Origin of the sequence: Streptomyces sp. NPDC059452, from assembly GCF_042750035.1 — a bacterium.
Lineage (GTDB): Bacteria > Actinomycetota > Actinomycetes > Streptomycetales > Streptomycetaceae > Streptomyces.
Genome location: NZ_JBHYVE010000045.1, coordinates 16353 through 39760, shown reverse-complemented (window position 1 = coordinate 39760; position 23408 = coordinate 16353). Strand labels below are relative to the sequence as shown.

Here is a 23408-nt window from a genome sequence, read left to right as displayed (position 1 = left end):
AATGACAGGACCCCTGGTCCCCTTCCGTGAATTCGTCCTCAAGGTGCACAGCAGGTGCGACCTGGCCTGTGACCATTGTTATGTCTACGAACACGCGGACCAGAGCTGGCAGACCCGACCGAAAACCATCTCCGACGAGGCTGTTTCCTGGACCGCCCGGCGGCTGGCCGAGCATGCGGCCACGCATGCGCTTCCCTCCCTCGCAGTGATCCTGCACGGCGGGGAACCGCTCCTGGCGGGCCCCGCGCGGCTGCGACGGGTCTGCGAGGAGCTCGGCTCGGCGCTGGACGGCATCGCCGAGCTGGATCTGCGGATCCATACGAACGGGGTGCAGCTCAGCCCCCGCTACCTCGACCTGTTCGCCGAGTTCGGCGTCAAGGTCGGCATCTCGCTGGACGGCGACCGCGAGGCCAACGACCGGCACCGCCGCTTCGCCAACGGGCGCACCAGCCATCCGCTCGTTCTGCGCGCCGTGGAGCTGCTGCGCGAGGAGCGCTACCGCCATCTCGACCTCGGTCTGCTCTGCACGGTCGACATCCGCAACGACCCGGTCGCGGTGTACGAGGCGCTGGCCGAACTCGCCCCGCCGATGGTCGACTTCCTGCTGCCGCACGCCACCTGGGACCAGCCGCCGCTGCGGCCGGACGGCTCCGCCACGGCGTACGCCGACTGGCTGCTGACGATCTTCGACCGCTGGACCGACCAGGGCCGCCCGGTGCCGGTGCGGCTCTTCTCCTCGGTGCTCTCCAGCCTCGGCGGCGGCCCCAGTCTCACCGAGTCGCTCGGGCTGGCCCCCACCGATCTCGTCGTCATCGAGACCGACGGCCAGCTCGAACAGGTCGATTCGCTCAAGACCGCCTACGAGGGTGCCGCGGCCACCGGGTTCGACGTCTTCACCAACACCTTCGACGAGGTCGCCGCCCACCCCGGGGTCCGCGCCCGCCAGCTCGGTCTGGCAGGCGTCAGCGAGACCTGCCGCAGGTGCCCCGTCGTACGTTCGTGCGGGGGCGGGCTGTACACCCACCGCTACCGCTCCGCCAACGGCTTCGACAACCCCTCGGTCTACTGTGCGGACCTGGCCGCCCTGGTCCGGGGCATCGAGGACCGTACGGCCGCGGCCACCGAATCGGCCACCGTCCGGGTCCCGGCCGAACTCGTCGCGGCCCAGCAGGACCTGACCCGCACCCTGCTCGCGCTCCTCCACGACGAGCTCGACGGAGCCGGCGGTCCTCTCTGGGACGAAGCCTGGCAGCTGGCCGGGGAGGTGGAGCGGACGGCCGAAGGGGCGGCGGCGCTCGACGCGGTGCTCTCCCACCCCTATACGCGTACGTGGCTGCTCGACGCCCTGGGCGCGGTACGGGCCGGGGGCCGCGCCGCCCTCCCGGTGGAGCGGCTCGGCGCCACGGTGGCGGCCGCGGCCGTACGGGCCGGACTCGACCTGCCCGTGCCGGTCGGCCACCGGGACGGCGGCCTGCTCCTGCCCGGTCTCGGGGCCGTACGGGCCGGAGGGCCGGGCGAACGGGGCACGGCCGTGGTCCGGGCCACGGGGGAGGGGTTCCTGGTGCGGCGGGACCGGTCCGGCCCGGGCACGGAGCTGCGCATCGAACTCGGCGCGGCGGGGCTGCCCTTCGGGCGAGGCGGCACGGAGCCGTTCACCGGGCGCGGCGCGGTGGACACCCCCCACTGGCAGCCCGTGCGGACGCTCCGCTCCGGCCCCGCGCCCGCCTTCGCCCTCGACGACCTCGATCCGTACCGGGACTGCTTCGGCGTCCCCCCGGCCGGGCGGCTCGGCCGGGCGGAGGCCGATGCCTGGGCGGCGGGGATCGGTGCGGCCTGGGCCCTGCTGGAGGAGACCGTTCCGGGCCAGTGCGCCGAGGCGGCCAGGACGCTGACCACGCTGACCCCGCTCCCGCGCACCCCGTCCGGACCGGGACGCCACGGTTACGGTGCGGTCGGGCTCGCGGTGACGGGGGACGCGAAAGAACGGGCGCTCGGACTGCTGAGCGGATTCCGCCGGACGAAATTGCGGGCGCTCACCGAAGTGACGGATCTTTACGCCTCGGACGGTTCCTGGGAACATCGGACTCCCTGGCACGACGAGCCCGTTCCGTTCTCCCGCCTCCTCGCCGAAACATTCGAACGCGTGGGGCTCGGCCTCTTCGAGCCGCGCTTCCTCGACGGCGTACCCGAAGCACTCGACATGATCGAATCGGCGGCCGAGCCGACCATCGACGGAAAACAACTGATCGCCGCTCTCCGTAAAGAGGCCGGTGGCACACAGGGGACATCCGGGAGGAATGGTGGCAAGGCCCTTCCGGCCCTGCGGGTCATGTGTCGAACACCCTGACGGTTGACCGGAAAGCGAGGTTCAATGACCGGACGGCAGGGGGATGGAGCGCACTCCGCTCCGGAATGATGAATTCGCTCGCATTCCTTTCCTCATCCTCGGGTGCGAGTGCTCACACAGGACGGGGGGCGTGTGCACGCATCGACGCAGCAGCGAGCGGCGGACCATCGGCCGTACTTCTTTCTGAGCTACGCCCACACGCCCGGGCACGGCAGCGGAACGGACCCCGACATGTGGGTCGAGCGGCTCTTCCGGGATCTGTGCGGCCATGTGCTGGCCATGACCGACCTCCCCGCGGGCGCCTCCCCCGGCTTCATGGACCGGGAGATACGCTCCGGGGAGGGCTGGTCGGAACGGCTCGGTGAAGTCCTCGCCACCTGCCGGGTCTTCGTCCCGCTGTTCTCGCCCCGCTACTTCGCCAGTGAGATGTGCGGCAAGGAGTGGCACGCCTTCGAGCAGCGGGCCATCCACCACCGGGCCCGCCGCAACCAGCCCGCCGAGGCGATCGTCCCGGCCCTCTGGGTCCCGGTGCCGCCGAGCCAACTCCCGGGATCGGCCGAGCGGTTGCAGTTCAACCACCGCGACTTCGGGGAGCGGTACGTCAGCGACGGCCTCTACGGGCTGATCAAGCTCAGACTCTTCGCCCAGGAGTACGAACGGGCCGTCTACGAACTGGCCAAACGCATCGTCAGCGTCGCCGACACGGTCCGGATCGATACCGGCAGGCCCGTCGACTACCGTCTCGCCCCCAGCGCCTTCGGCTCCCCGAGCAGCGGGGTCGGCGCCCCCCGGCCGATGCGGATCACCATCGCCGCCCCCACCCGCCACGACCTGCCCGAGGGCCGCATCGGCGACTACTACGGCGACCACCCGCAGGACTGGAACCCCTACCACCCGGCCGCCGCCCGCCCGCTGGCCTATGTGGCCGAGGAGCTGGTGCGCTCGCTCAACTACCAGGCCCGGATCACCTCGTTCGACGAGGAGTCGGGGCGGACCGAGGGCAAGGCGCCGCCCAGCACCCCCGAGATCCTCCTCGTCGACCGCTGGGCCCTCCAGGACGAGGACCGCCGGCGCAGGCTCGCCGCCTTCGACGCGGAGAACCGGCCCTGGGTGACCATGGTCGTGCCGTGGAGCCGCGAGGACCACCAGAGCCGGGCGGCGGAGGCCGAACTCACCGAGAAGCTCGAAGCGACCATGCCGGCCAAGATGCGCCACGGACGGACCTTCTGCCGGGCCGCGGCCAGAGGAGTGCCCACGATGGAGGCGTTCGGCCAGATCCTGCCCCAGGTCGTCGAGGTGGCGGCCCAGCAGTACCTGAGACATGCGACGGCCTATCCGCCGGGCCCCGGCGGAGGACACGGCGAACGGACCCGGCTGACGGGACCCATGGGCGACACGAGCTTCACCCCCGACCCGCACGACCCTGCGACGGAAGCGGAGGACCTATGAGTGCCGGTCGTGACGGGCGCATCGTCACCTTCTACTCGTACAAGGGCGGCACGGGGCGCACCATGGCCCTGGCCAACACCGCCTGGATCCTCGCGGCCAACGGCAAACGCGTCCTGGCCGTCGACTGGGACCTGGAGGCGCCCGGACTCCACCGGTTCTTCCACCCCTTCCTCGAACCCGCCACCCTCGGCGCCACCACCGGCGTGATCGACCTGATCACCGAGTACGCCTGGGCCGCGACCAGCCCCGCCGAGCGCGCGGAGGACTGGCACCGCGACTACGCCCGCATCCAGCCGCACGCCGTCTCGCTGACCCCGGAGGCGCTGGGCTGGGAGTTCCCGCGGGGCGGCACCCTCGACTTCGTCTCCGCCGGACGGCAGAACCGCGAGTACAGCGCCACCGTCTCCACCTTCGACTGGGACAACTTCTACGACCGGCTCGGCGGCGGCCACTTCTTCGACGCGCTGCGCGAGGACATGAAGGCCAACTACGACTACGTCCTCATCGACAGCCGGACCGGCCTCAGCGACATCGCCGACATCTGCACCGTCCACCTCCCCGACATCCTCGTCGACTGCTTCACCCTCAGCGACCAGTCCATCGACGGCGCCGCCTCCGTCGCCCGCCAGATCGCCGAGCGCTACACCGGCCGCCCCATCTCCATCTTCCCCGTCCCGATGCGCATCGACGAGGGCGAGAAGGAGAAGGCGGACGCCGGACGGGCGCTGGCCCGGCTCAAGTTCGACCGGCTGCCCCGCGAGCTGTCCGGCGACGAACTCACCGCCTACTGGGGCGCGGTGGAGATCCCCTACCGCCCCTACTACGCCTACGAGGAGACGCTCGCCACCTTCGGCGACGAGTCCGGGCTCACCAACTCACTCCTCTCCGCCTTCGAACGGCTCACCGCCGTCATCACCGGTCAGGAGATCACCTCGATGCCCCCGGTCGGCGAGGAGGTGCGCCTGCGCATCCGGGACGCCTTCACCCGCCGCCGCCCGGCCCTGCCCGCCGACCTCTTCCTCAGCTATGTGGCGGAGAACCGGATGTGGGCCGACTGGATCGAATCGGTCCTGACCCGGGCCGGCTTCCGGGTCGTCCCCCGTGACGTCTCCGCCGAACGTCCCCCGCAGGAGACGGAACTCACCCCGGAGAGCGCCACCCGCACGGTGGTGCTGCTCTCCGCCGCGTACCTCAAGTCGCAGCGCGCGGTGGACGTCTGGGAGCGGGCGGCCGCCGAGGACCCGGTCGGCGGCCGGCGCCAACTGCTGCCGCTGCGGGTCGGGGACGTACGCCTGAGTGCCCCGTACATCGACCGCAACCCGGTCGACCTCTTCCGGCTCGACGAGGTGCACGCCACCACCGCCCTGATGCGGGCCCTGGACCGGCCGGTGCAGCTCACCGACGGGACCTCGCCCGGGCCGCGCTTCCCCGGCACGGTCCCCAGGATCTGGAACGCCCCGCCCCGCAACCCCGGCTTCACCGGCCGCTCGCTCGTCCTGGAGCGGATACGCGACCAGCTCGGCGGCGGCATGGCCGTGGTCCTGCCGCAGCCCCAGGCGCTGTACGGGCTCGGGGGCGTCGGCAAGACCCAGGTCGCCCTGGAGTACGTGCACCGCTTCATGGCCGACTACGACCTGATCTGGTGGATATCGTCCGAGCAGACCGACGACGTGGTCGCCTCCCTCGCCGAACTGGCCGTCCGGCTCGGCGCCCAGGGCGGCGACGACATGGCGGCCGCCTCGCAGGAGGCCGTCGACCTGCTCCGGCGCGGTGTGCCCTCGGACCGCTGGCTGCTGGTCTTCGACAACGCCGACGACCCCGAACAGCTGCGCCGCTACTTCCCGCAGGGCGGCTCCGGCCACATCCTGGTGACCTCCCGCAACCAGAGCTGGTCCCAGCACGGGGACGCGCTGCCCGTGGACGTCTTCCTGCGGGAGGAGTCCATCGAGCACCTCCGGCGCCGGGCCCCGGGGCTGAGCATCGAGGAAGCCGGCCAGGTGGCCACCGCCGTCGGTGACCTGCCGCTCGCCGTCGAGCAGGCGGCGGCCTGGATCGCGGAGACCGCCACCCCCATCGGCACCTACCTCGACCAGCTCTCCCGGCAGGCGCCCCAGGTCCTCGCCCTCAACCAGCCCCCGGGCTACCCGGAGCCCGTCGCCGCCACCTGGAACGTCTCCATCGCCCGGCTGCAGGAGCGCTCACCGGCGGCGGTGCGGCTGCTCCAGCTCTGCGCCTTCTTCGCCCCCGAGCCGATCTCCGCCAACCTCCTGTACAGCAAGGAGATGATCGAGGCGCTGAAGCCGTACGACTCCTCGCTCCAGGAGAAGCTGGTGCTGGGCCGGGTCATCCGGGAGATCGGCCGGTTCGCCCTCGCCAAGGTCGACCAGGTCTCCAACTCCATCCAGGTGCACCGCCTCGTCCAGGCCGTGATCAAGGCCCAGCTCAGCGAGGAGGAGCAGCGCGAGACCCGGCACGTCGTCCACCGCATCCTGGCCGGGGCCCGGCCCGACGGCGACGAACCGATCGACAACCCGGACACCTGGCCGCGCTTCGCCACGATCTGGCCGCACCTCGGCCCGTCCGAGGCCCGGCACTGCAAGGAGCCGGAGGTCCGCAGGCTGCTGATCGACCGGGTGCGCTACCTGTGGAAGCGCGGGGACGTCAGAACGGCGGGGACGCTGGGCAACGATCTGCGGGAGGCCTGGCTGGAGAAGCTGGGCGAGCGCGACCTCCAGTACCTCTACCTCTGCTTCCACCTCTCCAACATCCTGCGCACCCGCGGGCGGTACGTGGAGGCCAAGGAGCTCGACGAGCTGACCCTCCGGCTCCAGCGGGAGGTGCTCGGCCCCGAGCACCCGCACACGTACATGACCACCAGCGGTCTGGCCATCGACCTCGGTCTGCTCGGCGACTACGGCACGGCTATCGAGATGGCGACCGAGGCCCACGAGGGCTTCAGCCAGATCTTCCACGACTCCCACCCCCGGACCCTGGCCGCCGCCAACAACCTCGCGCTCAACCTGCGCAGCGTCGGCCAGTACGCCCGGGCCCGCGAGATCGACCAGGACGTCTACGACCTGCGCTCCCAGGTGCTCGGCCCGGAGCACCCGAACAGCCTCTCCTCCGCCATGAACCTCGCCCGTGATCTGCGCGAGGTCGGCCGGTACGAGGACTCCGTGGCGCTGCTCAGCCGTGCCTACGAGAGCTTCAAGCGGACCATGGGCCGCTCCTTCCCCGCCACGCTCAGCGCCGCGAAGAGCCTCGCGGTCTCGCTGCGCAGGGCCGGCCGGCTGGAGGACGCCCGCAGGCTGACGGTGGCGACCCGGGGCCGGTACCGGGCGAAGTACACCACCGCCAACCCCGATTCGCTGGCCTGCGACCTCAACCTGGCCGCGGACCTGTTCGCGGCGGGGGAGACCGTCGAGGCGAGGAACACGGCCCAGGAGGTGGTCGACCAGTACCGGAAGGTGCCGGGGGAGAAGCACCCGTACACCCTGGCCGCGCAGAACAACCTCGCCATCTACCTGACCGGGACCGGGCAGCCGGAGGAGGCGGAGAAGGTGCTCAAGCTGGTGGTCGCCTCGATGCGCGAGGCGTTCGGCCGCGAGCACCCGAACACCCTTTTTTGTGTGATGAACCTGGCCAACGCCACGGCGGACCGGGGAGAGCTCGACATCGTGCTGGAGACCGAACAGAAGCTCGCTGTCCAACTGCGCTCGGCGCTCGGCGCGCACCATCCGGAGACCCTGGCCATGACCTCGAACATGGCGGTCACGCTCGACGCCATGGGACGCGAGGAGGAGGCGCTGCACCTGCGGTCGGAGCTCGTCGTCGAACTGTCACGGCAGCTCGGCGACGACCATCCGCTGACCCGCATAGCGCGGACGGAGATACGGTTCCGGCGCGAGCTGGAGCCGATGTCGGTGTGACGGGTGCCGGTCTTACGGCGTTACGGGTGCCGGGCCCGGCTCGCCTTCCGGTCCGGCCGGGCCCGGCACCCGTCACACCGCCTCAGCCGTCCGGCACGGCGGCCGTCGCGGGCCGGTCCGGCCGGTCCCGGTCGTCCAGCAGCCAGTTGAGGACGCCGGGGAGCACGGACAGCGCGTCGAAGTGGGCCGCCGCCGGTTCCAGTACGGCGGTGGCGCCCGGGATCTGGCCCGCCAGCCAGCGGGAGTGGCCGACCGGGGAGAACACGTCCTTCTCGCCGTGCCAGATCATCACCCGCCCGGTGATCCCGGCCGGTTCGAAGCCCCAGGGGGTGCAGAAGGCGATGGCGTCGTCGATCCATCCGTACGCCGAAGTGCGCAGCCCCTCGCGGTAGTTGCGCAGCAGCATGGACCGGATTCCGGCATCGCTGACCACCGCCCGGTCGGAGTCGGTCAGCTCCCGGCGCAGATCGTCCAGCAGCCGGCCCGGGTCCTGCCTGATCTGTGCCGAGCGGGTGATGAAGGACGCGGCCAGACCGTCCGGGTCGGCCGTGGCCGTCGAGTACGCGAGCACGTTGGACGCGGCCATCCCGTCGAACCAGTCGAGACCCGCCGCGTCCCGGGGAGCGAGGCCGACCAGGGCGGCGGTCCGGGTGACCCGTTCGGGCATCAGCGCCGCGCACGCCAGCGCGTGCGGGGCCCCGCCGGAGCGGCCCACGACGGCGAACCGCTCCAGGTCCAGCGAGTCGGCGATGGCCCGGACGTCCTCGACGACGTCCCCGACCCGGCGGCCCTCGTGCCGGTCGCTGCCGCCGTACCCCGGACGGTCGTAGGTGATCAGCTGCGTATGGCGCTGGTACAGAACCATGCCGCGGGGAGCGGGCCCGAGCCTGCTGCCCGGGGTCCCGTGGAGCAGGAACACGGGTCTGCCCCGGGGATCCCCCAGCCGCTCCACCATCAGACGCCGTCCGTCCGCCGCGCGCACCCGATCGCGCACCCGCGCCTCCTCAGCTCGGTTCCCCCGGCCGGCCCGGGCACGGTGCGCCCGGCGTGTGCTGCCCGTTCCGATGATGACCCATCAGAGGCGTTACGGGGACTCCTCGGCGGCAGGAACTGTGACGGCGGGAACGGTGAAGGTTCCGAGGTGCTTGTGGCGGAAGATTTCCGGCTCCATCCGGACGGGTGGGGACAACATCCGGACCGGCGGGGGCGAATACCGGACAGGACTAGTCCTCACCCAGGGGCCGCCGGTCGTTGCAGCGAGTGTTCGCGAACGGAACCGACATGGCATGACCGGCGGTAAGTGAACATGCCGGGGGCGAAGCGTCGGCGTCGTGTGCACGTCCGGAAGTCGACCTTGTGTGCCCCAGGCCGCCTAGGAATAGTGGGCGCCTCATCCTCCGTGTACGGGCACCCCACTTGCTCCGTGCACGGCCCCACAGGAGGTCGAAGTTGAAGCATCGACGCATATCCAGGAAGCGCGCGACGCTGGCCGGATCGGCCGTCATCGCCCTGGTCGCCGCGGGATTTACGTTCCAGAGTGCGAACGCCAGTGACGAGGTGCCGGAGTTCACGGTCAGGACGCTCAGCGCGGACGCGGCCGGAAAGCTGGCCACCACGCTCGACCGGAACCTGGGCGCGGACGCGGCCGGCTCGTACTACGACACGAAGACGAAGGCCCTCGTCGTGAACGTCGTCGACGAGGCCGCAGCCGAGCAGGTCCGCCAGGCGGGCGGCAAGGCCAGAGTCGTGGAGAACTCCCTCGCCGAGCTGAAGACGGCCCGGCAGACCCTCACGGACAGGGCGACGATCCCGGGCACCTCCTGGGCCGTCGACCCGGTGAGCAACAAGGTGGTCGTCACCGCCGACTCCACGGTCGACGGCGCGGCCTGGAAGAAGCTCTCGGCCGTGGTCGATGGGCTCGGCGGCAAGGCCGAACTGAACAAGACGGAAGGCGAGTTCAAGCCGCTGATCGCGGGCGGCGACGCGATCTTCGGCTCCGGCTCCCGCTGCTCGCTCGGCTTCAACGTGGTCAAGGACGGGGAGCCGTACTTCCTGACCGCGGGCCACTGCACCGAGTCGGTCGCCAGCTGGTCGGACAGCCAGGGCGGCTCGGCGATCGGGACGACCGAGGGCTCCAGCTTCCCCGAGAACGACTACGGCCTGGTCAAGTACACCTCGGACATCGCGCACCCGAGCGAGGTCAACCTGTACAACGGCTCCACCCAGGCGATCACCCGGGCGGGCGACGCGACGGTCGGCCAGTCGGTCGTCCGCAGCGGCTCCACCACCCAGGTGCACGAGGGCCAGGTCACCGCGTTGAACGCCACGGTCAACTACGGCAACGGCGACATCGTCAACGGCCTCATCCAGACGACGGTCTGCGCCGAACCGGGCGACAGCGGCGGCGCCCTCTTCGCGGGCGACACCGCGCTCGGCCTGACCTCGGGCGGTAGCGGCAACTGCTCCTCGGGCGGTACGACCTTCTTCCAGCCGGTCCCTGAGGCGCTGGCCGCCTACGGGGTCGAGATCGGCTGACGACCCGGCAGCACGGCAAGGAGAGGCCCCCGGTCCGCCGGGGGCCTCTCCGCGCGCCCGGCGGACGGCCCGGGTCAGGCGGCCTGCACCAGACGGCCGGAGTCCGCCTTGGCCGGGGCGACACCGAAGATGTTCACGGCCTGGTAGTAGGTCCAGGCCGTGCTGTTGCAGGACGTCCGCGTCGCGCCGGAGTAGGCGGCGCACACGCGCTTGAGGTCCTCGTAGAACGCGGAGTCGATGCGGGCCTTGTTGGCGGAGAACGTGCCGGCGGCCTTGTAGTTCCGGTAGCCGAAGTCGTGGCGGGCGCAGGAGGTCTGGAAGGGGAAGCCGAAGGGGTTGTCGGGGGAGCTGCTGCAGTAGTCCGTCGACCAGTTGAATCCGTACGCGGACCAGGCGCCCTGGTTGTTGCGGGCGGCGTTCCAGGCGTTGTGGCTGGAGGCGCTCGTCTGGGTCCAGGAGCTGAGCACCTGGGGCTTGTCGGCCGGGGCGGCCGAGGCGGAGGCGGCGGTGATCAGGGTGAGCGGGAGCGACAGGGCGACTGCGGCGAGCGAAGCCGTGGGACGACGACGCATGAACGACCTCCGTGGGGGTGGGGAAAGAGCTGTCCTGGCCGTGCTCCTCGTCGGGTGGTACGAGGCGGCTCCAGGATGTCGTCATGCACCTGTCATGCCTAGAGGTCGCACCGAACGGACATCAAGAATTGGGGTGTACGTCGGACAGAGGGGCGGCGGGGACGGACCCGGCGTCAGACCGCCGTCGACCCCCCGGCCGACGAGGCCGTCCCCGCCCCCGTCCCCGTCTCCGTATCCGCGCTCCCGTCGCCCCGCCCCGGCCGGTGCCGCATCGACAGCAGCAGGGTCAGCGCCGTACCGACGACCGCCCAGGCGGAGAGCACCAGCAGCGGGCCGGTGACCGCGTTGCCCTGGAAGTAGGCGATGGAGCGGGCCACCCAGGTGCCCGCGCCCGGAGGGAGGGCCGGGCCGATCGCCCGCCAGAAGTCCGGGAGCATCGGGAGCGGGAAGGCGCCGCCCGCGCTCGGGTTGCCCGCGACGACGATGATCAGGACGGCCAGGCCGATGCCGACGATCCCGGTGAGGGCCTCCAGGGCGAGCGTGATCATGCCGACCGAGAAGACGACCAGGGCGCCGAGCCCCGCCAGGCCCCAGAGGCTCCCCGGCAGCGCGCCGAGGATCGGGCCGATGATGACCGCGCCGCCGATGCCGCCCGCGATCGCGTACAGCGCCATGACGGCGGTCCGGATCAGCGCGCGCTGCCGGTTGGCGGGCTTGGTCCCGGCGCTGATCGCCAGGATCGAGGCGCAGAGATAGCCGCCCACGCACCAGCCGACCACCAGGTAGAAGGACGAGAGCCCGTCGAAGTCGTCGGCGGAGGCCGGTGCCACGTCCACGGTCCGTACCGTCCGCTGCTGGGCCCCCTCGGCCTGGGTGAGGATCCGCTCCAGGGCACTGGACAGGACGGTCCCGCCGCCCGAGGCGACCAGCAGGGTGTCGGTCCGGCCCTGCGGCGAGACGATCAGGGCGCCGTCGATCTCACGGTTGACGATCTGCTCGCGCGCCTCGGCCTCGCTGCTCACCGCCCGGGGGTCCAGCGGTCCGCCCGGGAGCCCGTCGAGCTGGGTGATGAGCTGCTGGGACATCTGCTGCGGGGCCACCACCCCGAAAGCGACATCCGTCGGCTTCGGCTTGTGCAGCGCCCCGACGTACGACGCGATGAACAGCAGTTGCAGCCCGAGTACGCCGATGACGAGCAGGGCGGCCCGTGGAGTGACGGCGTTCTTCACCTCGTCGACGAAAGTCATGCCCTCACCGTCCGGGCGGACCGGTCTTCGCGCAGGCGGGGCGGGGCCGAATGGACCAAGGGGACCGCCGCTGCCCCGGCCGGTGGCGGGTTGGGGGCCGGGGACCGCCTCGGCACCGTGGGCCGGTCGGGGCCGAGGGCCACCTGACTCGGCGCCGTGGGTCAGGTGTGGCTCAGGATCACCGTCAGTGCCACGAACTCCGCCAGGAGCTGCGCGGCGAACGCCGTCTGCCGCATGCGTACGGTGGTCGCGGCCAGGGCGACGACACACGCCAGGGCGGCCAGGGCGAGGCTCCAGCCGAAGAGCCGGCCAGGCAGTGAATCGCCGCACTGCTGCCCGTACGTCATACAGCGCCCCGCCCGCTCACTGCTGAGGACCAGCAGGCCCGCCAGCAGCGCGGCGGGCACGAAGAGCCCGGCGGACAGGCCGGACCAGAAGCGCGTGCGGTCCGGGGCGGTCGGCTGCGGTGCTGTTGTGTTCATGCCTTGATCCAACGCGGTCCCCCCGCCCGCCGCACCGGCCCGGGTACTCAGTGCGGATGCGTGGGGTACTCAAAGAGTGCGCGCCTACGGGCGCTCGGAACCGGAACCTCCGGCGGCGCGGTCACGGCATCCCGGCGGTGCTGGCGGGCCGTACCGCGTCCGGGCCGTAGCGTGCCCGGGCCCGGTCGGCCGCGGCCTCGATACGGCGGGCCTTGTCGTCGTCGGGCCCGAAAGTCAGCTGCCGGGACGCCGTACCCGCGTCGCAGAGATCCTCCGCGCCCAGCGTGACGCACCGGACCCGGGCCCGTTGCAGCCCCAGGGCCGTGTGCAGCGTGTGGGCCGTCTCGCGCAACCGGGGGCTGTGCGCGGTGGGTTCGGGGAGGGTGCGGCTGCGGGTGGTCGTCGAGCGGTCGGCGTACTGGACGGTCAGCACCAGGGAGCGGCAGGCCTGCCGCTCGCCGCGCAGCCGGGTGCCGAGGCGTTCGGCGAGATGGGTCAGGGCGCCGCGCTGCCGGTCCGGGTCGAGCTCGTCGCGGGCGAAGCGGTGTTCGGCGCTGAATGTGCGGGGCGGGGCGCCGGGGGTGACCCGGGTGGAGTCGAGACCGGCCGCGCGCCGATGGAGCTGCCGCCCCGCCGCCGTGCCCAGGATCCGCTGGAGCGTGAGCAGCGGGGTGGCGGCGATCCGGTCGGCGGTGGACAGCCCGTAGGAGGCCAGGGTGCGCACCGTCGCCGGGCCCACCCCCGGCAGCGCGGCGGCGGGCAGGCCGGTGAGGAACGCGGCGACGGCGGCGGGATCGTCGGGGACGGCACGGATGGCGCCGGGGGCCCCGCGATGGGCGGCCAGCCGGGCGAGCAGGGGGTTGGGGGCGATGCCGATGGTCGTGTCGACGTCGAGGACCGCCGCCGCCCGCATCCGGATCAGCGCCGCCAGACCGGCGGCGTCGCGGTCGAAGTACCGCATGCTCCCGGAGACATCGGCGAGTACGGCATCCGGCGGCAGCGCCTGGGAGACGGGGGTGAACTCGCCGACCATGCCGATGAGCCGGTGGTACGTGGCCTCGGGCTGCGGGCCGAAGTGGAGGTGGAGGATCATCGGCGCTCACCCCGCGCTTCCGGGGCTCGCGTGGTGGAAGGTCCTTCCGTCGAGGGCGGTGAGCGCGGCGGGGGTCCCGGGCGGCTTCAGATCGGCCCAGGGGTGGAGGGCGGCGCCGGTCGGCTGGGTGATGGTCCGGCGCGTACCGGTCCGGTGCGCGGCGGGCGCGGAACGGGTGAGCCGGTCGGCGACGGCGGCCGGGCCCCCGTCGCCGTACAGCTCGATCAGTTCGGCCAGATCCCAGGCGGCCGTACCGGTGATGCTGAAGGCGCGCGGTGGGCGGACGGCCAGCGTCCCGCGGACGAGCAGCAGGCCGCTGTGGAAGACCGTATGGGCGCAGCGGGCGTGGCTGTCCTCGAAGAACGCCAGGTCGGACAGGCCGGTGGGATCGTCCAGGGTGGCGAAGATGACGCGCTTGCCCGAGCGGATCGGCGGGGTCTGGGTGGCGACCTTGACACCGGCGACCAGCACGGTGGTGCCGTTCCGCAGCCGGGACAGATCCGCGGCGGGCGTCGCGCCGATGTCGGTCAGCAGGGACCGGTGGTCCTCCAGGAGATGGTGCGACACGTCCATGCCGAGCACGTCCAGCTCCGCGGCCAGCTGTTCGGAGCCGCTCATGGCGGGCAGGCCCGTGGCCATGGTGTCGTCCGGCTCGGTGCCGGCGCCGTTCTCCATGGGGAGCTGCCCCGCTGAGGAGCCCTGGCCACGGCCGGAGCGGTGCAGCTCGCCGATCTTCAGCAGGAGCTCGCGGCGGGGGCCGAAGGAGTCCATCGCCCCGACCCGGGCCAGGCGTTCGGCCAGCGGGCGGCTGGGCCGGGCCCGCTCCCAGAAGTCCTCCAGCGAGGTGTACGGCTGCCCGGCCGTGATGCGCCCGCTCTCGGCCTCGGTGATGCCGCGCACCTGCGAGAGGCCGATCCGTACACCCCACTTACCGGACACCAGTTCGATTATATGTGCGGCCTGGGAACGGTTGATGTCGGGCAGCAGCAGCGGCACGCCGTGGCGGCGGGCGTCGGCGGCCAGGACGCGCTTGTGGTACATCCCCGGATCGTGCGTGAGCAGCCCGGCGAGCAGGGCCGCCATCCGGTGGGCCTTGAGCCAGCTCGACTGGTAGGCGGGGAGCGCGAAAGCGGCGGCGTGCGCCTTGGCGAAGCCGAAGCTGCCGAAGTTCTCCAGGGGCTTCCACACGTCCCGTACGACCTGGACCGAGTAGCCGCGCCTGCGGGCCAGATCGGCGAACCAGGCCCGGACCCGGCCCTGCCGCTCGGGGACGGACAGGGCGCGGCGGGCCTCGTCCGCCGTGCCCCGGTCGCAGCCGGTCATCGTCACCATGATCGCGATCACCTGCTCGTGGTAGACCACCTGCCCCTCGGTCTCCGCCAGGATCGGCTCCAGGTGGCGGTGCGCGTAACGGGTCCCGTTCCGGCTGTCCCGGGCCTTGATCAGCGGATCCACCATGTTGGCCGCGACCGGTCCGGGCCGGAACAGGCTGATGTCGAGCGCCAGGTCGTCGAACGACCGGGGCCGCAGATTCCGTACCAGCTCCCGCTGGCCCGGACTCTCCAGCTGGAAGGTGCCCAGGGTGTCCCCGGAGGAGATCAGGTCGTACGTCGCGGGGTCGTCCGGCGGCACCTGTGCGGGGTCGTCCAGGTCGAGGGGTTCGCCGGTGACGCGTTCGATCTCGGCGGCCGCGTGCGCGAGCGCCGACTGCATCCGTACACCGATGACGTCGATCTTCGGGTGCCCGGTGTCCTCGATGTCCTCCTTGTCGAACTGGGACATCGCGATGTTCTCGACGGTGGTCGGCGCCATCGGGGTGCGCCGTACCAGCGCCGCATCGGAGACGAGCAGCCCGCACGGGTGCATCGCCGCCTCGAACGGCAGCTCGTCGAGCGCCTCCACCAGCTCCCAGAGCCGCCCGTGGTCCTCGGCGGCGACCTCGCGCAGCTCCGGCAGCTCGTCGAGCGCGGCCCGCACGTCCTTGGCCCGGATGTGCGGGAACGCCTTGCCCAGCCGGGCCGCCTCGTCCGGGGCCAGGCCACGGGCGCGGGCCACGACCTCGATCGCCCCGCGCGCCCGGTACGTCTTGTAGACGGCGAGCGTCGCCACCCGGTCGGCCCCGAACCGCTCCCGTACCGCCTGGTAGACCTCCAGGCGGCGGGCCGACTCGACGTCCAGGTCGATGTCGGGCAGGGCCGAGCGGTGCTCGGACAGGAAGCGCTCCATCACCAGGCCGTGTGCCACCGGGTCGACCGGGCTGATCCCCAGCAGATGCGTGACCAGCGAGCCCACGCCCGAGCCGCGCCCGGCCACGCGGACGCCGAGCCGCCGGGCCTGCGCCGCGACCTCGGCGACGGTCAGGAAGTACCCGGCGAAACCGTGCCCGGTGATGATCCGCAACTCCTCCTCCAACCGGTCCCAGCGCTCCTTGTCCCGGTGGTAGGCGCGGCTGAGCATGCCCGCCGCGCACCGGTCCGCGAGCACCCGGTCCGCCGACCCGTCGATCGCGCCCACCAGTTCGGGCTCCGGAAGGTTCAGCCGCCCGAGCCCGAACGCCTCGCCCGGATCGACCACGCACGCCTCGGCCGTCTCCTCGGTCGCGGTCAGCAGCCGCCGCGCGTCCACGCCCCGCCCGCCGGCCGCCTCGGCGATCCGTCCGGCGATCCGCTCCATCTCCCCGGTGTCCTTCAGCCATCGTTGCCCGCCGTCCAGGCGGGACGCGTCCCGGATGTCGACCGGGACCAGCAGACGGGCCGAGTCCAGGATGTCGGCGACCTCGCCCTGATGCGGATCGGCATAGCGCACGGCGTTGCTCAGCACGGCCTCCACCTGCTGCTCGGCGGCGAACCCCGCCAGCCGTGCGGCGAGCCGCAGCGACCCGGGCCCGGCGCCGGGCCGCCCGTGCCACGACACCTCGATGCGCAACGACGCGCCGAACCTCTCGCGCCACGGGCCGAGCAGCGCGGCGGCCCGGTCGGGACGCCCCGAAGCCAGCGCCTGCCCCACTTCGGACTCCGCCCCGAGGAGGACGAACAGCTCGTCGTCCGGGCAGACCAGGTCCGCCCAGGCGATGCCCTGGTCCGAGGCGGCCGACACGAGGCGGCACAGCTCGGCCCAGCCGTGGGCGCTCCGGGCCAGGAACACCGCACGGAACGGTGCTTCCGTCACGGACGCGCCGCCCTTGGCCGGAGTCCGCCGCCGCCCGGGCATCCCGGGGCCGCCCGTCGGCACGCCGGGCACCGCGAGATCGGCGCCGAACAGCGGCCGGATCCCGGCCCGCGCACACGCCTTGGCGAAGCGCACCGCACCCGCGAGCGAGTCCCGGTCGGTCAGTGCCAGGGCGTCGAGCCCGCGCTCCGCGGCGCGCTCGGCCAGTGCGTGGGGATGGCTGGCCCCGTAACGCAGCGAGTAGCCGCTGGCGGCATGGAGATGCGTAAACGACATACACACCTCCTGCTTCCCATGAGCCCCCCTTTTTTCTGCCATTCACGCCATTCGAGCCATTCGCATCATCTCGATCGCGAAGAGCACCCTAACTCAATCTTCGCACGTTCGTTCGATTGACGCTGCTGACGGAGGTCCGGGACGGGGGGCGGGGGGAGGGGCTGGATCGCGAGGGTCGGCGCCTCTACCCGATCCACGGGGAGGGTGCGGCATTTTTTACCGACGCGTAACTTCCCTCACAACCTTACTCGTGCGTAATTTGGCATGAGCACATAAAGCTTGTGGTCCGGGCCACAGGGCGCACCGCCATCGCACCTCCCTTGAGCCGCAAGGAGACCACACGATGCTGCCCTGGTTCCGTGCTGCGCGCACCCCACGCACGCGCAGCGTATTCGCCGCCCTGCTCCTCGCCGTCACTCTCCTGATCGCCCCCACGGCGACCGCGACCGCAGCCGCCCCCTCGGCTGCGGCGGCCACCTCCCGTGGCTGGAACGACTACTCCTGCAAGCCCTCCGCCGCCCATCCCCGCCCGGTCGTCCTGGTCCACGGAACCTTCGGGAACTCGATCGACAACTGGCTCGTCCTCGCCCCCTATCTGGTCAACCGGGGCTACTGCGTCTTCTCCCTCGACTACGGCCAGATCCCCGGCGTGCCGTTCTTCCACGGCCTCGGCCCCATCGACAAGTCCGCCGAACAGCTCGACGTGTTCGTGGACAAGGTGCTCGCCGCCACCGGGGCGCCGAAGGCCGACATCGTCGGCCACTCCCAGGGCGGCATGATGCCGAACTACTACCTCAAGTTCCTCGGCGGCGCCGCCAAGGTCAACGCCCTCATCGGCATCGCCCCCAGCAACCACGGCACCACGCTGCTCGGCCTCACTAAGCTGCTGCCGTACTTCCCCGGCGTCGAGAGGTTCATCGGCGACAAGACCCCCGCCCTCGCCGACCAGGTCGTCGGCTCGCCCTTCATCACCAAGCTCACCGCGGGCGGCGACACCGTCCCCGGGGTCCGCTACACCGTCATCGCGACCAAGTACGACCAGGTGGTGACCCCGTACCGAACGCAGTACCTGGACGGTCCGAACGTACGCAATGTCCTGCTCCAGAACCTGTGCCCGCTCGACCTGTCCGAGCACGTGGCGATCGGGACCATCGACCGGATCGCCTTCCACGAAGTGGCCAACGCCCTCGATCCGTCGCGCACCACCCCGACCACCTGCGCCTCGGTGATCGGCTGACGTCCGGAAACGTGCGGGCCGAGGACCGCCGCCCGGTGGGGCGGGTGGCGGTCCTCGGCCCGTGTCATGGCCGTTCCACCCCGGGATTACGGGGCGGGAGACGGGTCAGCGGCTGTGCCGGCCGGTCGGGGCGACGGCCCGGCGGCGCTGCGAGGAGAACAGCACGGCCGCACCGACGGCGAGCACGGCGGCCCCGCCGATCGCGAGATAGGTGCTCGTGCCCGAGCCGCCGGTCTCGGCCAGCACGTCTTCCTGACCGGCCCCGTTGGCCTGGGGCGCGTTGCCCTTCGGTGCCTCGTCCTCGGTCCCGGCGGCCGGGGCGGCGGCGGGAGCGGCGGTGTTGACCTTCGCCCCCGTGTTCGCGTCGTCGTCGCCGTGCCCGTTGTGCTCGACGGAGGACTTCTCGGCGCCCTCGGTGATCGCGTCCTCCGAGGGGGCGGAGGGCGCGGGCGCGGGAGCCCCTTCCTCGGCCTTCGGAGCCTCACCCGCGGGCTTCTCACCCGAAGCGTCCCCGCCGGTCGAACCGCCCGTGCCCGCCGAACCGCCGCCGAAGACCACGTCGGAGCAGGCGTAGAACGCCTCGGGGGAGTCGGAGCGCTGCCACACCGTGTAGATCAGCTGCCGTCCCGCCCGGTCCGGGATGCTCCCCTCGAAGACGTACGAACCGTCCACCAGCTTCGGGTCGGTGGCCTGGGCGAAGGGCTTCGCCTCCAGGTCCGACCAGGCCAGCGGCTTCGACGGGTTGTAGCCGGCCTTGGTCAGGTACAACTCGAAGGAGCCCCGGTGCGGAGCCGTGGCACGGAACTTGAAGGTGTGCTTGCCCGCCTTCACCGGGGAGGCCGGCCAGTCGGCGCGCGGCAGGTCGAGCCCCTTGAACTTGTCGTTGGCCGCGCTGCACAGCTTGCCGTCCGGGATCAGCTCACGGTGCTTGCCCGCCGCGTTGGCGATGTTCACCCCGTTCCAGTCGTACAGCGCCTGCGTACCGCCCGCCGCCACCGCCGCCTTGCACGCCGCCGACACCGGGTTCTCCGGCCCCTCCGCGAAGCACGCGGACACCCGGCTCACCGGGTCGGTCAGCGAACCGTGGGCGAGCGCCGGAGTGGCGGTGAGTCCGGCCAGCGCGAGCGGTGCGAAACCGAGGGCGACGATCCCGGCGGCCTTGCGACGAGCGGTCATGGAGGGTTCTCCTTCAAAGCGGCACAACGGTGGGGCGCCGATGCGGAATCCGCCCCGGCGATCAGCAAGCTAGCCGCTCGGAAGGGCGAAAAAGCCTGCTGGGACGGGGTGGAGGGGATCCTTATGGTGCGTTTAAGGTCCGGCTAAGAGGCCGCTCAGAAAGCCCCCGGGGTCCGCCGCTCGCGACCGCTGTCAGTGGTGGCTGGGATCATCGGGACCATGACCACGATCGACTGGGACGCGGCGGCCGACTCCTTCGACGACGAGCCCGACCACGGCCTCCTCGACCCCGCCGTGCGCGACGCCTGGGCCGGCCGGCTGGAGAGCTGGCTGCCCGCCACCCGCAGCGAGGTGCTGGACCTGGGGTGCGGTACGGGGAGTCTCTCCCTGCTCGCCGCCGGGCAGGGCCACCGGGTCACCGCCGTCGACCGGTCGCCCGGGATGGCCGGGCGGGCCCGCGCCAAGCTCGCCGGGACCGGTGCGGAGGTCGTCGTCGGGGACGCCGCCCGGCCGCCGGTGGGGGAGCGGGTGTTCGACGTGGTGATGGCCCGGCATGTCGTCTGGCTGCTGCCCGACCCGGCGGCGGCCCTGGCCCACTGGTTCGCCCTGCTGAAGCCGGGCGGGCGGCTGGTGCTGATCGAAGGGGTGTGGGGCGGTGCCGGGCTCTCCGCCGCCCGGGTCACCGCCCTGCTCGCCCCGCACACCGAGCGCGTCCACCACGAGGACCTGGCCGCCGACCCGCGCCTGTGGGGCAAGGAGGTCGACGACGAGAGGTACGTCCTGGTGGCCCGCGCGGAGCCGCCGCACCGGCACACGGAGGTCGTCGACGTCCACCTGATCCTGCGCCGGGGCCCGGACGTCCTGCTCGCCCGCCGGGCGAACACGGGTTACGGGGACGGCCTGCTGAACCTGCCCTCCGGCCATGCGGAGGACGGGGAGGACGTCCGCGAGGCGATGATCCGGGAGGCCGCCGAGGAGATCGGCGTCGAGCTGGACCCGGAGGAGCTGCGGGTCGCCCTGGTGATGCAGCACCGGGGGCCCGGTGGTGGCGCGCGCATGGGCTGGTTCTTCGTCGCGGAGTACGACGAGGAGCGCCCGCCGCGCAACGCGGAGCCGGAGAAGTGCTCCGGGCTGGACTGGTTCCCGCTGGACGCCCTGCCGGACGACATGGTCGCGTACTGCCGTGCGGGCCTGGACGGTTACCGGGCGGGCGAGCACTTCATGCTCCACTGGCACGAGGACGGCGACCCGATCGCCCACCGGCCGGAAGGCGTGCGGCGGGCCGTGGCGCTGCCCGCCGCCGGGGACGTCACCGGGCGGGTCCACCACATCGAGCTGTGGGTGGCGGACCTGGCGGTGGCGGAGCGCAGTTGGGGCTGGCTGCTGGGCCGGCTCGGGCATCTCCCGCACCAACGCTGGAAACACGGCCGCAGTTGGCGGCGCGGCGACAGTTACGTGGTCGTCGAGCAGTCGCCCGGCCTCGCGGCCGGCCATCACGACCGCCACCGCCCCGGCCTCAACCACCTGGCGTTCCACGTCGCGGACCGGGCCGTCCTTGACGCGCTGACGGCCGAGGCACCCGCGTACGGCTGGCGGCTGCTGTTCCCCGACCGCCATCCGTATGCGGGCGGCGACGGCCACCGCGCTGCCTATCTGGAGGACCCGGCGGGATACGAGGTGGAGCTGGTCGCCGGCTCCGGCGCCTGATCCCCGGGCCCCGGCCCCGTACGGCGGCCGGTGCGGTCACTTCCAGACGGCGAGCGGTTCCCGCTGCCTGCCTTCGACCCAGGTGACCTCGGACGGTGCGGCGCTGTCGCCCTCGGCGGTGAGGTAGATGGAGCAGGATTCGTAACTCTCCCCTGCGGGTGCCTTGTTGAATTCCACGTAGGAATTGTCGTCGGTGCACTTGTCGAACTTCGGCGCCTCGGAGTAGCTGACATCGCCGTCCTCGCTGACGACGGGGGTGCCGAAGCCGGGCATGATGCTCAGCAGGGTGAGGTTCTTGCCGTCGCCGGTCAGGTCGAAGTCGGGCCCCTTGACGGAGCCGTCCTTGGTCTTGGTGACGCGGTAGTGGAGGTAGTGCGGCGTCCGTCCGGCGTACTCCGACGCGTCCTCCAGTACGGCCAGGTCCTCGGTGCTGCCCGCTTCCACGCGCAGCACCGTCACATCGATGTCGTCACCCGTGGCCTTCTCCCCGTACCCGAGCTCCTGGCCGGGCCCGGAGCAGGCGGTGAGGAGGGCGGCGGAGACGGCGAGGGGAACGGCGAGCTGCGGTCGGAACTTCACGGGTGGGTCCTCCCGGGTGGCGGTCAGGTTACTTGCGAGTATCCCGCAAGGCCGGTGAGGGGGAGGGGAATTGGAGGTGAATCCCGCACGACGGCGGCGCATCGGACACAGGGGTTCGCGGATGCGTGCCGTGCCTGCGTCCCCGGTGGCTTCCAGCCCGGGCCCCGCCCCCGTACGGCGATCGGTCAGCCCGGAAGGTGAAGCAGCCCGGTCAGGGTTCCCGCCCGGGCGAGGTGTTCCAGCTCGGCCAGGGCCCGGACCGCCTCCTCGGCCGCCATCGGGTCGCGTCCGGCCAGGCCGCTCGCCTCGAACTCGTCCTCGTCGAGCCGCAGTACGGAGGTGCCGTCCGCCGACACCCACAGGTCCAGGTCCAGGTCCTCGACCGTCAGGACCCCGTCGGCCAGGACCGTGGGCCGGGTGATGTCGCAGTACCAGCCCTTCAGCGCGCCGTTACCGGTGCGGACCTCCTTCACCGCGAACCACCGGTCCCGCCAGTAGTGCTCGGTGAGGACATCGCCCGGCTCGAACCGGACGAAGCCGAAGTCCCGCACCCCGGGCGCGGCCCACGGTGCCCGGACGGAGACGCGGGTGCCGTCGTCGTGGACCAGCTCCGCCGGGTATCTGATCTTGGTGCGGCCCGCTTTGGTCAGGGCGACGACCACACCCTCGCCACCGGCCGCGCCGGGCTCAGGGGAGGGTGCGGACATGGCGGACCTCCGTCGCGCAGATCGTGTAGCCGAACCACTCGTTGATGGCCAGCATCGGGCCGTTGTCCGCGTCGTTGGAGGTGTACGCGTCCGTGTAGCCGGCCGCCCGCGCCCGGTGCAGCGAGTCGTTCTTCGCCAGTTTCGCCAGGCCCCGCCCCCGGAACTCCCGCAGGGTGCCGGTCATGGCGCTCAGATACGTCCGCAGGCCGTCGGTGTTGGCCGCGCTGAACGCCGCCACCCTGCCGTCCACCAGTACCACCGAGGTGAGCTCCTCGTCGAAGGCCGGGTGCTGCCAGATGTTCGTCAGCCAGTCCTCGTAGTCGTCCAGCTCGACGTCGATGTCACCCGGCTCGTCGGCCGTCGCCTCGACGTCCGCGTCGAACAGGGGCCGGGGATCGTCGGTGAAGTCGGCCCCCGTCCTCAGCTCGACGCCCGCCGGCACCTCCTGTCGCGGCGGCAGCGCGCCGCCCGCCAGGTCCAGGTGCTGGAAGTGGGCGGAGCGGCTGGGACGGTAGCCCCGGTTGCGGGCGAACTCCAGGCTCTCCGGGTTGTCCAGGACCCAGGCGTACAGCGTGGTGGCCCCGGCCGCCATCAGGTGCTCCTCCGCCGTGCTCAGCAGCAGCGAGCCCGCCCCGCGGTTGGTGCGGCCGGGGAGTGTGTGCGGGGTGAAGTACCCCTGCCCCGGCTCCGCGCTGTCGTGGGCGATGCCCGCCTGGGCCGTGGCGATGATCTCGCCGTCCTCCTCGGCGACCAGAAGCCGGTAGTGCCGGTCGGGATGGGAGTGGGTCAGGTCATGGAGAACCTGCTCGGGGGTGGCCACCAGATAGGGGACCGAAACCCGGCGGACACGGGTCCACGCCTCCGCGTCGGACGGCCGGAAATCGCGCACGATCACAGTCATGCG

General features: G+C 72.0%; 16 protein-coding genes. 6 read left to right on the top strand and 10 right to left on the bottom strand.

What is annotated here, in order from left to right; genetic code table 11:
* Position 1 precedes the first annotated feature (1 nt).
* The 3 genes from fxsBH (at position 2) to fxsT (ending at position 7725) form a co-directional block, all read left to right on the top strand.
* Positions 2-2347, top strand: a complete 2346-nt coding sequence (fxsBH, locus tag ACFW9Z_RS34405; protein WP_384647268.1) for a radical SAM/SPASM protein FxsBH, inactivated beta-hydroxylase extension form — start codon at positions 2-4, stop codon at positions 2345-2347.
* A gap of 132 nt (positions 2348-2479) precedes the next feature.
* Positions 2480-3796 (top strand): FxsC protein, encoded by a 1317-nt coding sequence (gene fsxC, locus ACFW9Z_RS34400; RefSeq protein WP_384647265.1) that lies wholly within the window; start codon positions 2480-2482, stop codon positions 3794-3796.
* Entirely contained in the window at positions 3793-7725 is a 3933-nt protein-coding gene (gene fxsT, locus ACFW9Z_RS34395) for an FxSxx-COOH system tetratricopeptide repeat protein (protein WP_384647263.1), read from the top strand. Before fsxC ends, fxsT begins: the two co-directional genes overlap by 4 nt.
* Positions 7726-7807: 82 nt before the next feature.
* Here fxsT and ACFW9Z_RS34390 read toward each other — a convergent pair whose 3' ends face one another.
* On the bottom strand, positions 7808-8719 hold the full coding sequence (locus ACFW9Z_RS34390) for an alpha/beta fold hydrolase (protein WP_384647261.1): 912 nt from the start codon (positions 8717-8719) through the stop codon (positions 7808-7810).
* Between the two features lie 455 nt (positions 8720-9174).
* On the opposite strand from ACFW9Z_RS34390, the gene ACFW9Z_RS34385 reads away from it, so the two are divergent.
* Positions 9175-10260: a S1 family peptidase gene (locus tag ACFW9Z_RS34385; protein WP_384647258.1), complete on the top strand. Its 1086-nt coding sequence runs from the start codon at positions 9175-9177 to the stop codon at positions 10258-10260.
* A 74-nt stretch (positions 10261-10334) separates the two neighbouring features.
* On the opposite strand, the gene ACFW9Z_RS34380 is transcribed toward ACFW9Z_RS34385, so the two are convergent.
* From ACFW9Z_RS34380 to ACFW9Z_RS34360, 5 genes are all read right to left on the bottom strand, one after another.
* On the bottom strand, positions 10335-10832 hold the full coding sequence (locus tag ACFW9Z_RS34380; RefSeq protein ID WP_384647256.1) for a phospholipase: 498 nt from the start codon (positions 10830-10832) through the stop codon (positions 10335-10337).
* Positions 10833-11005: 173 nt separating this feature from the next.
* Positions 11006-12079 (bottom strand): DUF3533 domain-containing protein, encoded by a 1074-nt coding sequence (locus ACFW9Z_RS34375; RefSeq protein WP_384647254.1) that lies wholly within the window; start codon positions 12077-12079, stop codon positions 11006-11008.
* Positions 12080-12240: 161 nt separating this feature from the next.
* Positions 12241-12561, bottom strand: coding sequence for a hypothetical protein (locus ACFW9Z_RS34370; RefSeq protein WP_384647252.1), 321 nt, complete (start codon positions 12559-12561; stop codon positions 12241-12243).
* Positions 12562-12682: 121 nt separating this feature from the next.
* Entirely contained in the window at positions 12683-13654 is a 972-nt protein-coding gene (locus tag ACFW9Z_RS34365; protein ID WP_384647250.1) for a hypothetical protein, read from the bottom strand.
* Positions 13655-13660: 6 nt separating this feature from the next.
* Positions 13661-17098, bottom strand: coding sequence for a DNA polymerase III subunit alpha (locus ACFW9Z_RS34360; protein ID WP_384647247.1), 3438 nt, complete (start codon positions 17096-17098; stop codon positions 13661-13663).
* A gap of 343 nt (positions 17099-17441) precedes the next feature.
* Between ACFW9Z_RS34360 and ACFW9Z_RS34355 the strand changes: the two genes are divergently transcribed.
* Positions 17442-18335, top strand: coding sequence for an esterase/lipase family protein (locus ACFW9Z_RS34355; protein WP_384647245.1), 894 nt, complete (start codon positions 17442-17444; stop codon positions 18333-18335).
* 105 nt (positions 18336-18440) lie between these two features.
* Here the strand turns inward: ACFW9Z_RS34355 and ACFW9Z_RS34350 are convergent, their stop codons facing one another.
* The gene (locus ACFW9Z_RS34350) at positions 18441-19511 is read right to left on the bottom strand and encodes a lytic polysaccharide monooxygenase (RefSeq protein ID WP_384647243.1); all 1071 of its coding nucleotides are present in this window, start codon (positions 19509-19511) and stop codon (positions 18441-18443) included.
* 219 nt (positions 19512-19730) lie between these two features.
* On the opposite strand from ACFW9Z_RS34350, the gene ACFW9Z_RS34345 reads away from it, so the two are divergent.
* Positions 19731-21218 (top strand): trifunctional class I SAM-dependent methyltransferase/NUDIX hydrolase/VOC family protein, encoded by a 1488-nt coding sequence (locus ACFW9Z_RS34345; protein ID WP_384647241.1) that lies wholly within the window; start codon positions 19731-19733, stop codon positions 21216-21218.
* 36 nt (positions 21219-21254) lie between these two features.
* Here ACFW9Z_RS34345 and ACFW9Z_RS34340 read toward each other — a convergent pair whose 3' ends face one another.
* From ACFW9Z_RS34340 to ACFW9Z_RS34330, 3 genes are all read right to left on the bottom strand, one after another.
* A complete protein-coding gene (locus tag ACFW9Z_RS34340; RefSeq protein ID WP_384647239.1) occupies positions 21255-21797 on the bottom strand; it encodes a hypothetical protein in 543 nt (180 codons plus the stop codon).
* A gap of 185 nt (positions 21798-21982) precedes the next feature.
* Positions 21983-22504: a DUF402 domain-containing protein gene (locus tag ACFW9Z_RS34335; RefSeq protein ID WP_384647237.1), complete on the bottom strand. Its 522-nt coding sequence runs from the start codon at positions 22502-22504 to the stop codon at positions 21983-21985.
* Positions 22485-23405, bottom strand: a complete 921-nt coding sequence (locus ACFW9Z_RS34330; RefSeq protein ID WP_384647235.1) for a GNAT family N-acetyltransferase — start codon at positions 23403-23405, stop codon at positions 22485-22487. Before ACFW9Z_RS34330 ends, ACFW9Z_RS34335 begins: the two co-directional genes overlap by 20 nt.
* Between the last annotated feature and the right edge of the window lie 3 nt (positions 23406-23408).

Excerpts from the sequence above, each read along its gene's own strand:
- fxsBH (WP_384647268.1), top strand. The coding sequence starts at position 2 with ATGACAGGACCCCTGGTCCCCTTCCGTGAATTCGTCCTCAAGGTGCAC.
- fxsT (WP_384647263.1), top strand. The coding sequence starts at position 3,793 with ATGAGTGCCGGTCGTGACGGGCGCATCGTCACCTTCTACTCGTACAAG.
- ACFW9Z_RS34380 (WP_384647256.1), bottom strand. The coding sequence starts at position 10,832 with ATGCGTCGTCGTCCCACGGCTTCGCTCGCCGCAGTCGCCCTGTCGCTC.
- ACFW9Z_RS34375 (WP_384647254.1), bottom strand. The coding sequence starts at position 12,079 with ATGACTTTCGTCGACGAGGTGAAGAACGCCGTCACTCCACGGGCCGCC.
- ACFW9Z_RS34370 (WP_384647252.1), bottom strand. The coding sequence starts at position 12,561 with ATGAACACAACAGCACCGCAGCCGACCGCCCCGGACCGCACGCGCTTC.
- ACFW9Z_RS34365 (WP_384647250.1), bottom strand. The coding sequence starts at position 13,654 with ATGATCCTCCACCTCCACTTCGGCCCGCAGCCCGAGGCCACGTACCAC.
- ACFW9Z_RS34360 (WP_384647247.1), bottom strand. The coding sequence starts at position 17,098 with ATGTCGTTTACGCATCTCCATGCCGCCAGCGGCTACTCGCTGCGTTAC.
- ACFW9Z_RS34355 (WP_384647245.1), top strand. The coding sequence starts at position 17,442 with ATGCTGCCCTGGTTCCGTGCTGCGCGCACCCCACGCACGCGCAGCGTA.
- ACFW9Z_RS34350 (WP_384647243.1), bottom strand. The coding sequence starts at position 19,511 with ATGACCGCTCGTCGCAAGGCCGCCGGGATCGTCGCCCTCGGTTTCGCA.
- ACFW9Z_RS34345 (WP_384647241.1), top strand. The coding sequence starts at position 19,731 with ATGACCACGATCGACTGGGACGCGGCGGCCGACTCCTTCGACGACGAG.
- ACFW9Z_RS34335 (WP_384647237.1), bottom strand. The coding sequence starts at position 22,504 with ATGTCCGCACCCTCCCCTGAGCCCGGCGCGGCCGGTGGCGAGGGTGTG.
- ACFW9Z_RS34330 (WP_384647235.1), bottom strand. The coding sequence starts at position 23,405 with ATGACTGTGATCGTGCGCGATTTCCGGCCGTCCGACGCGGAGGCGTGG.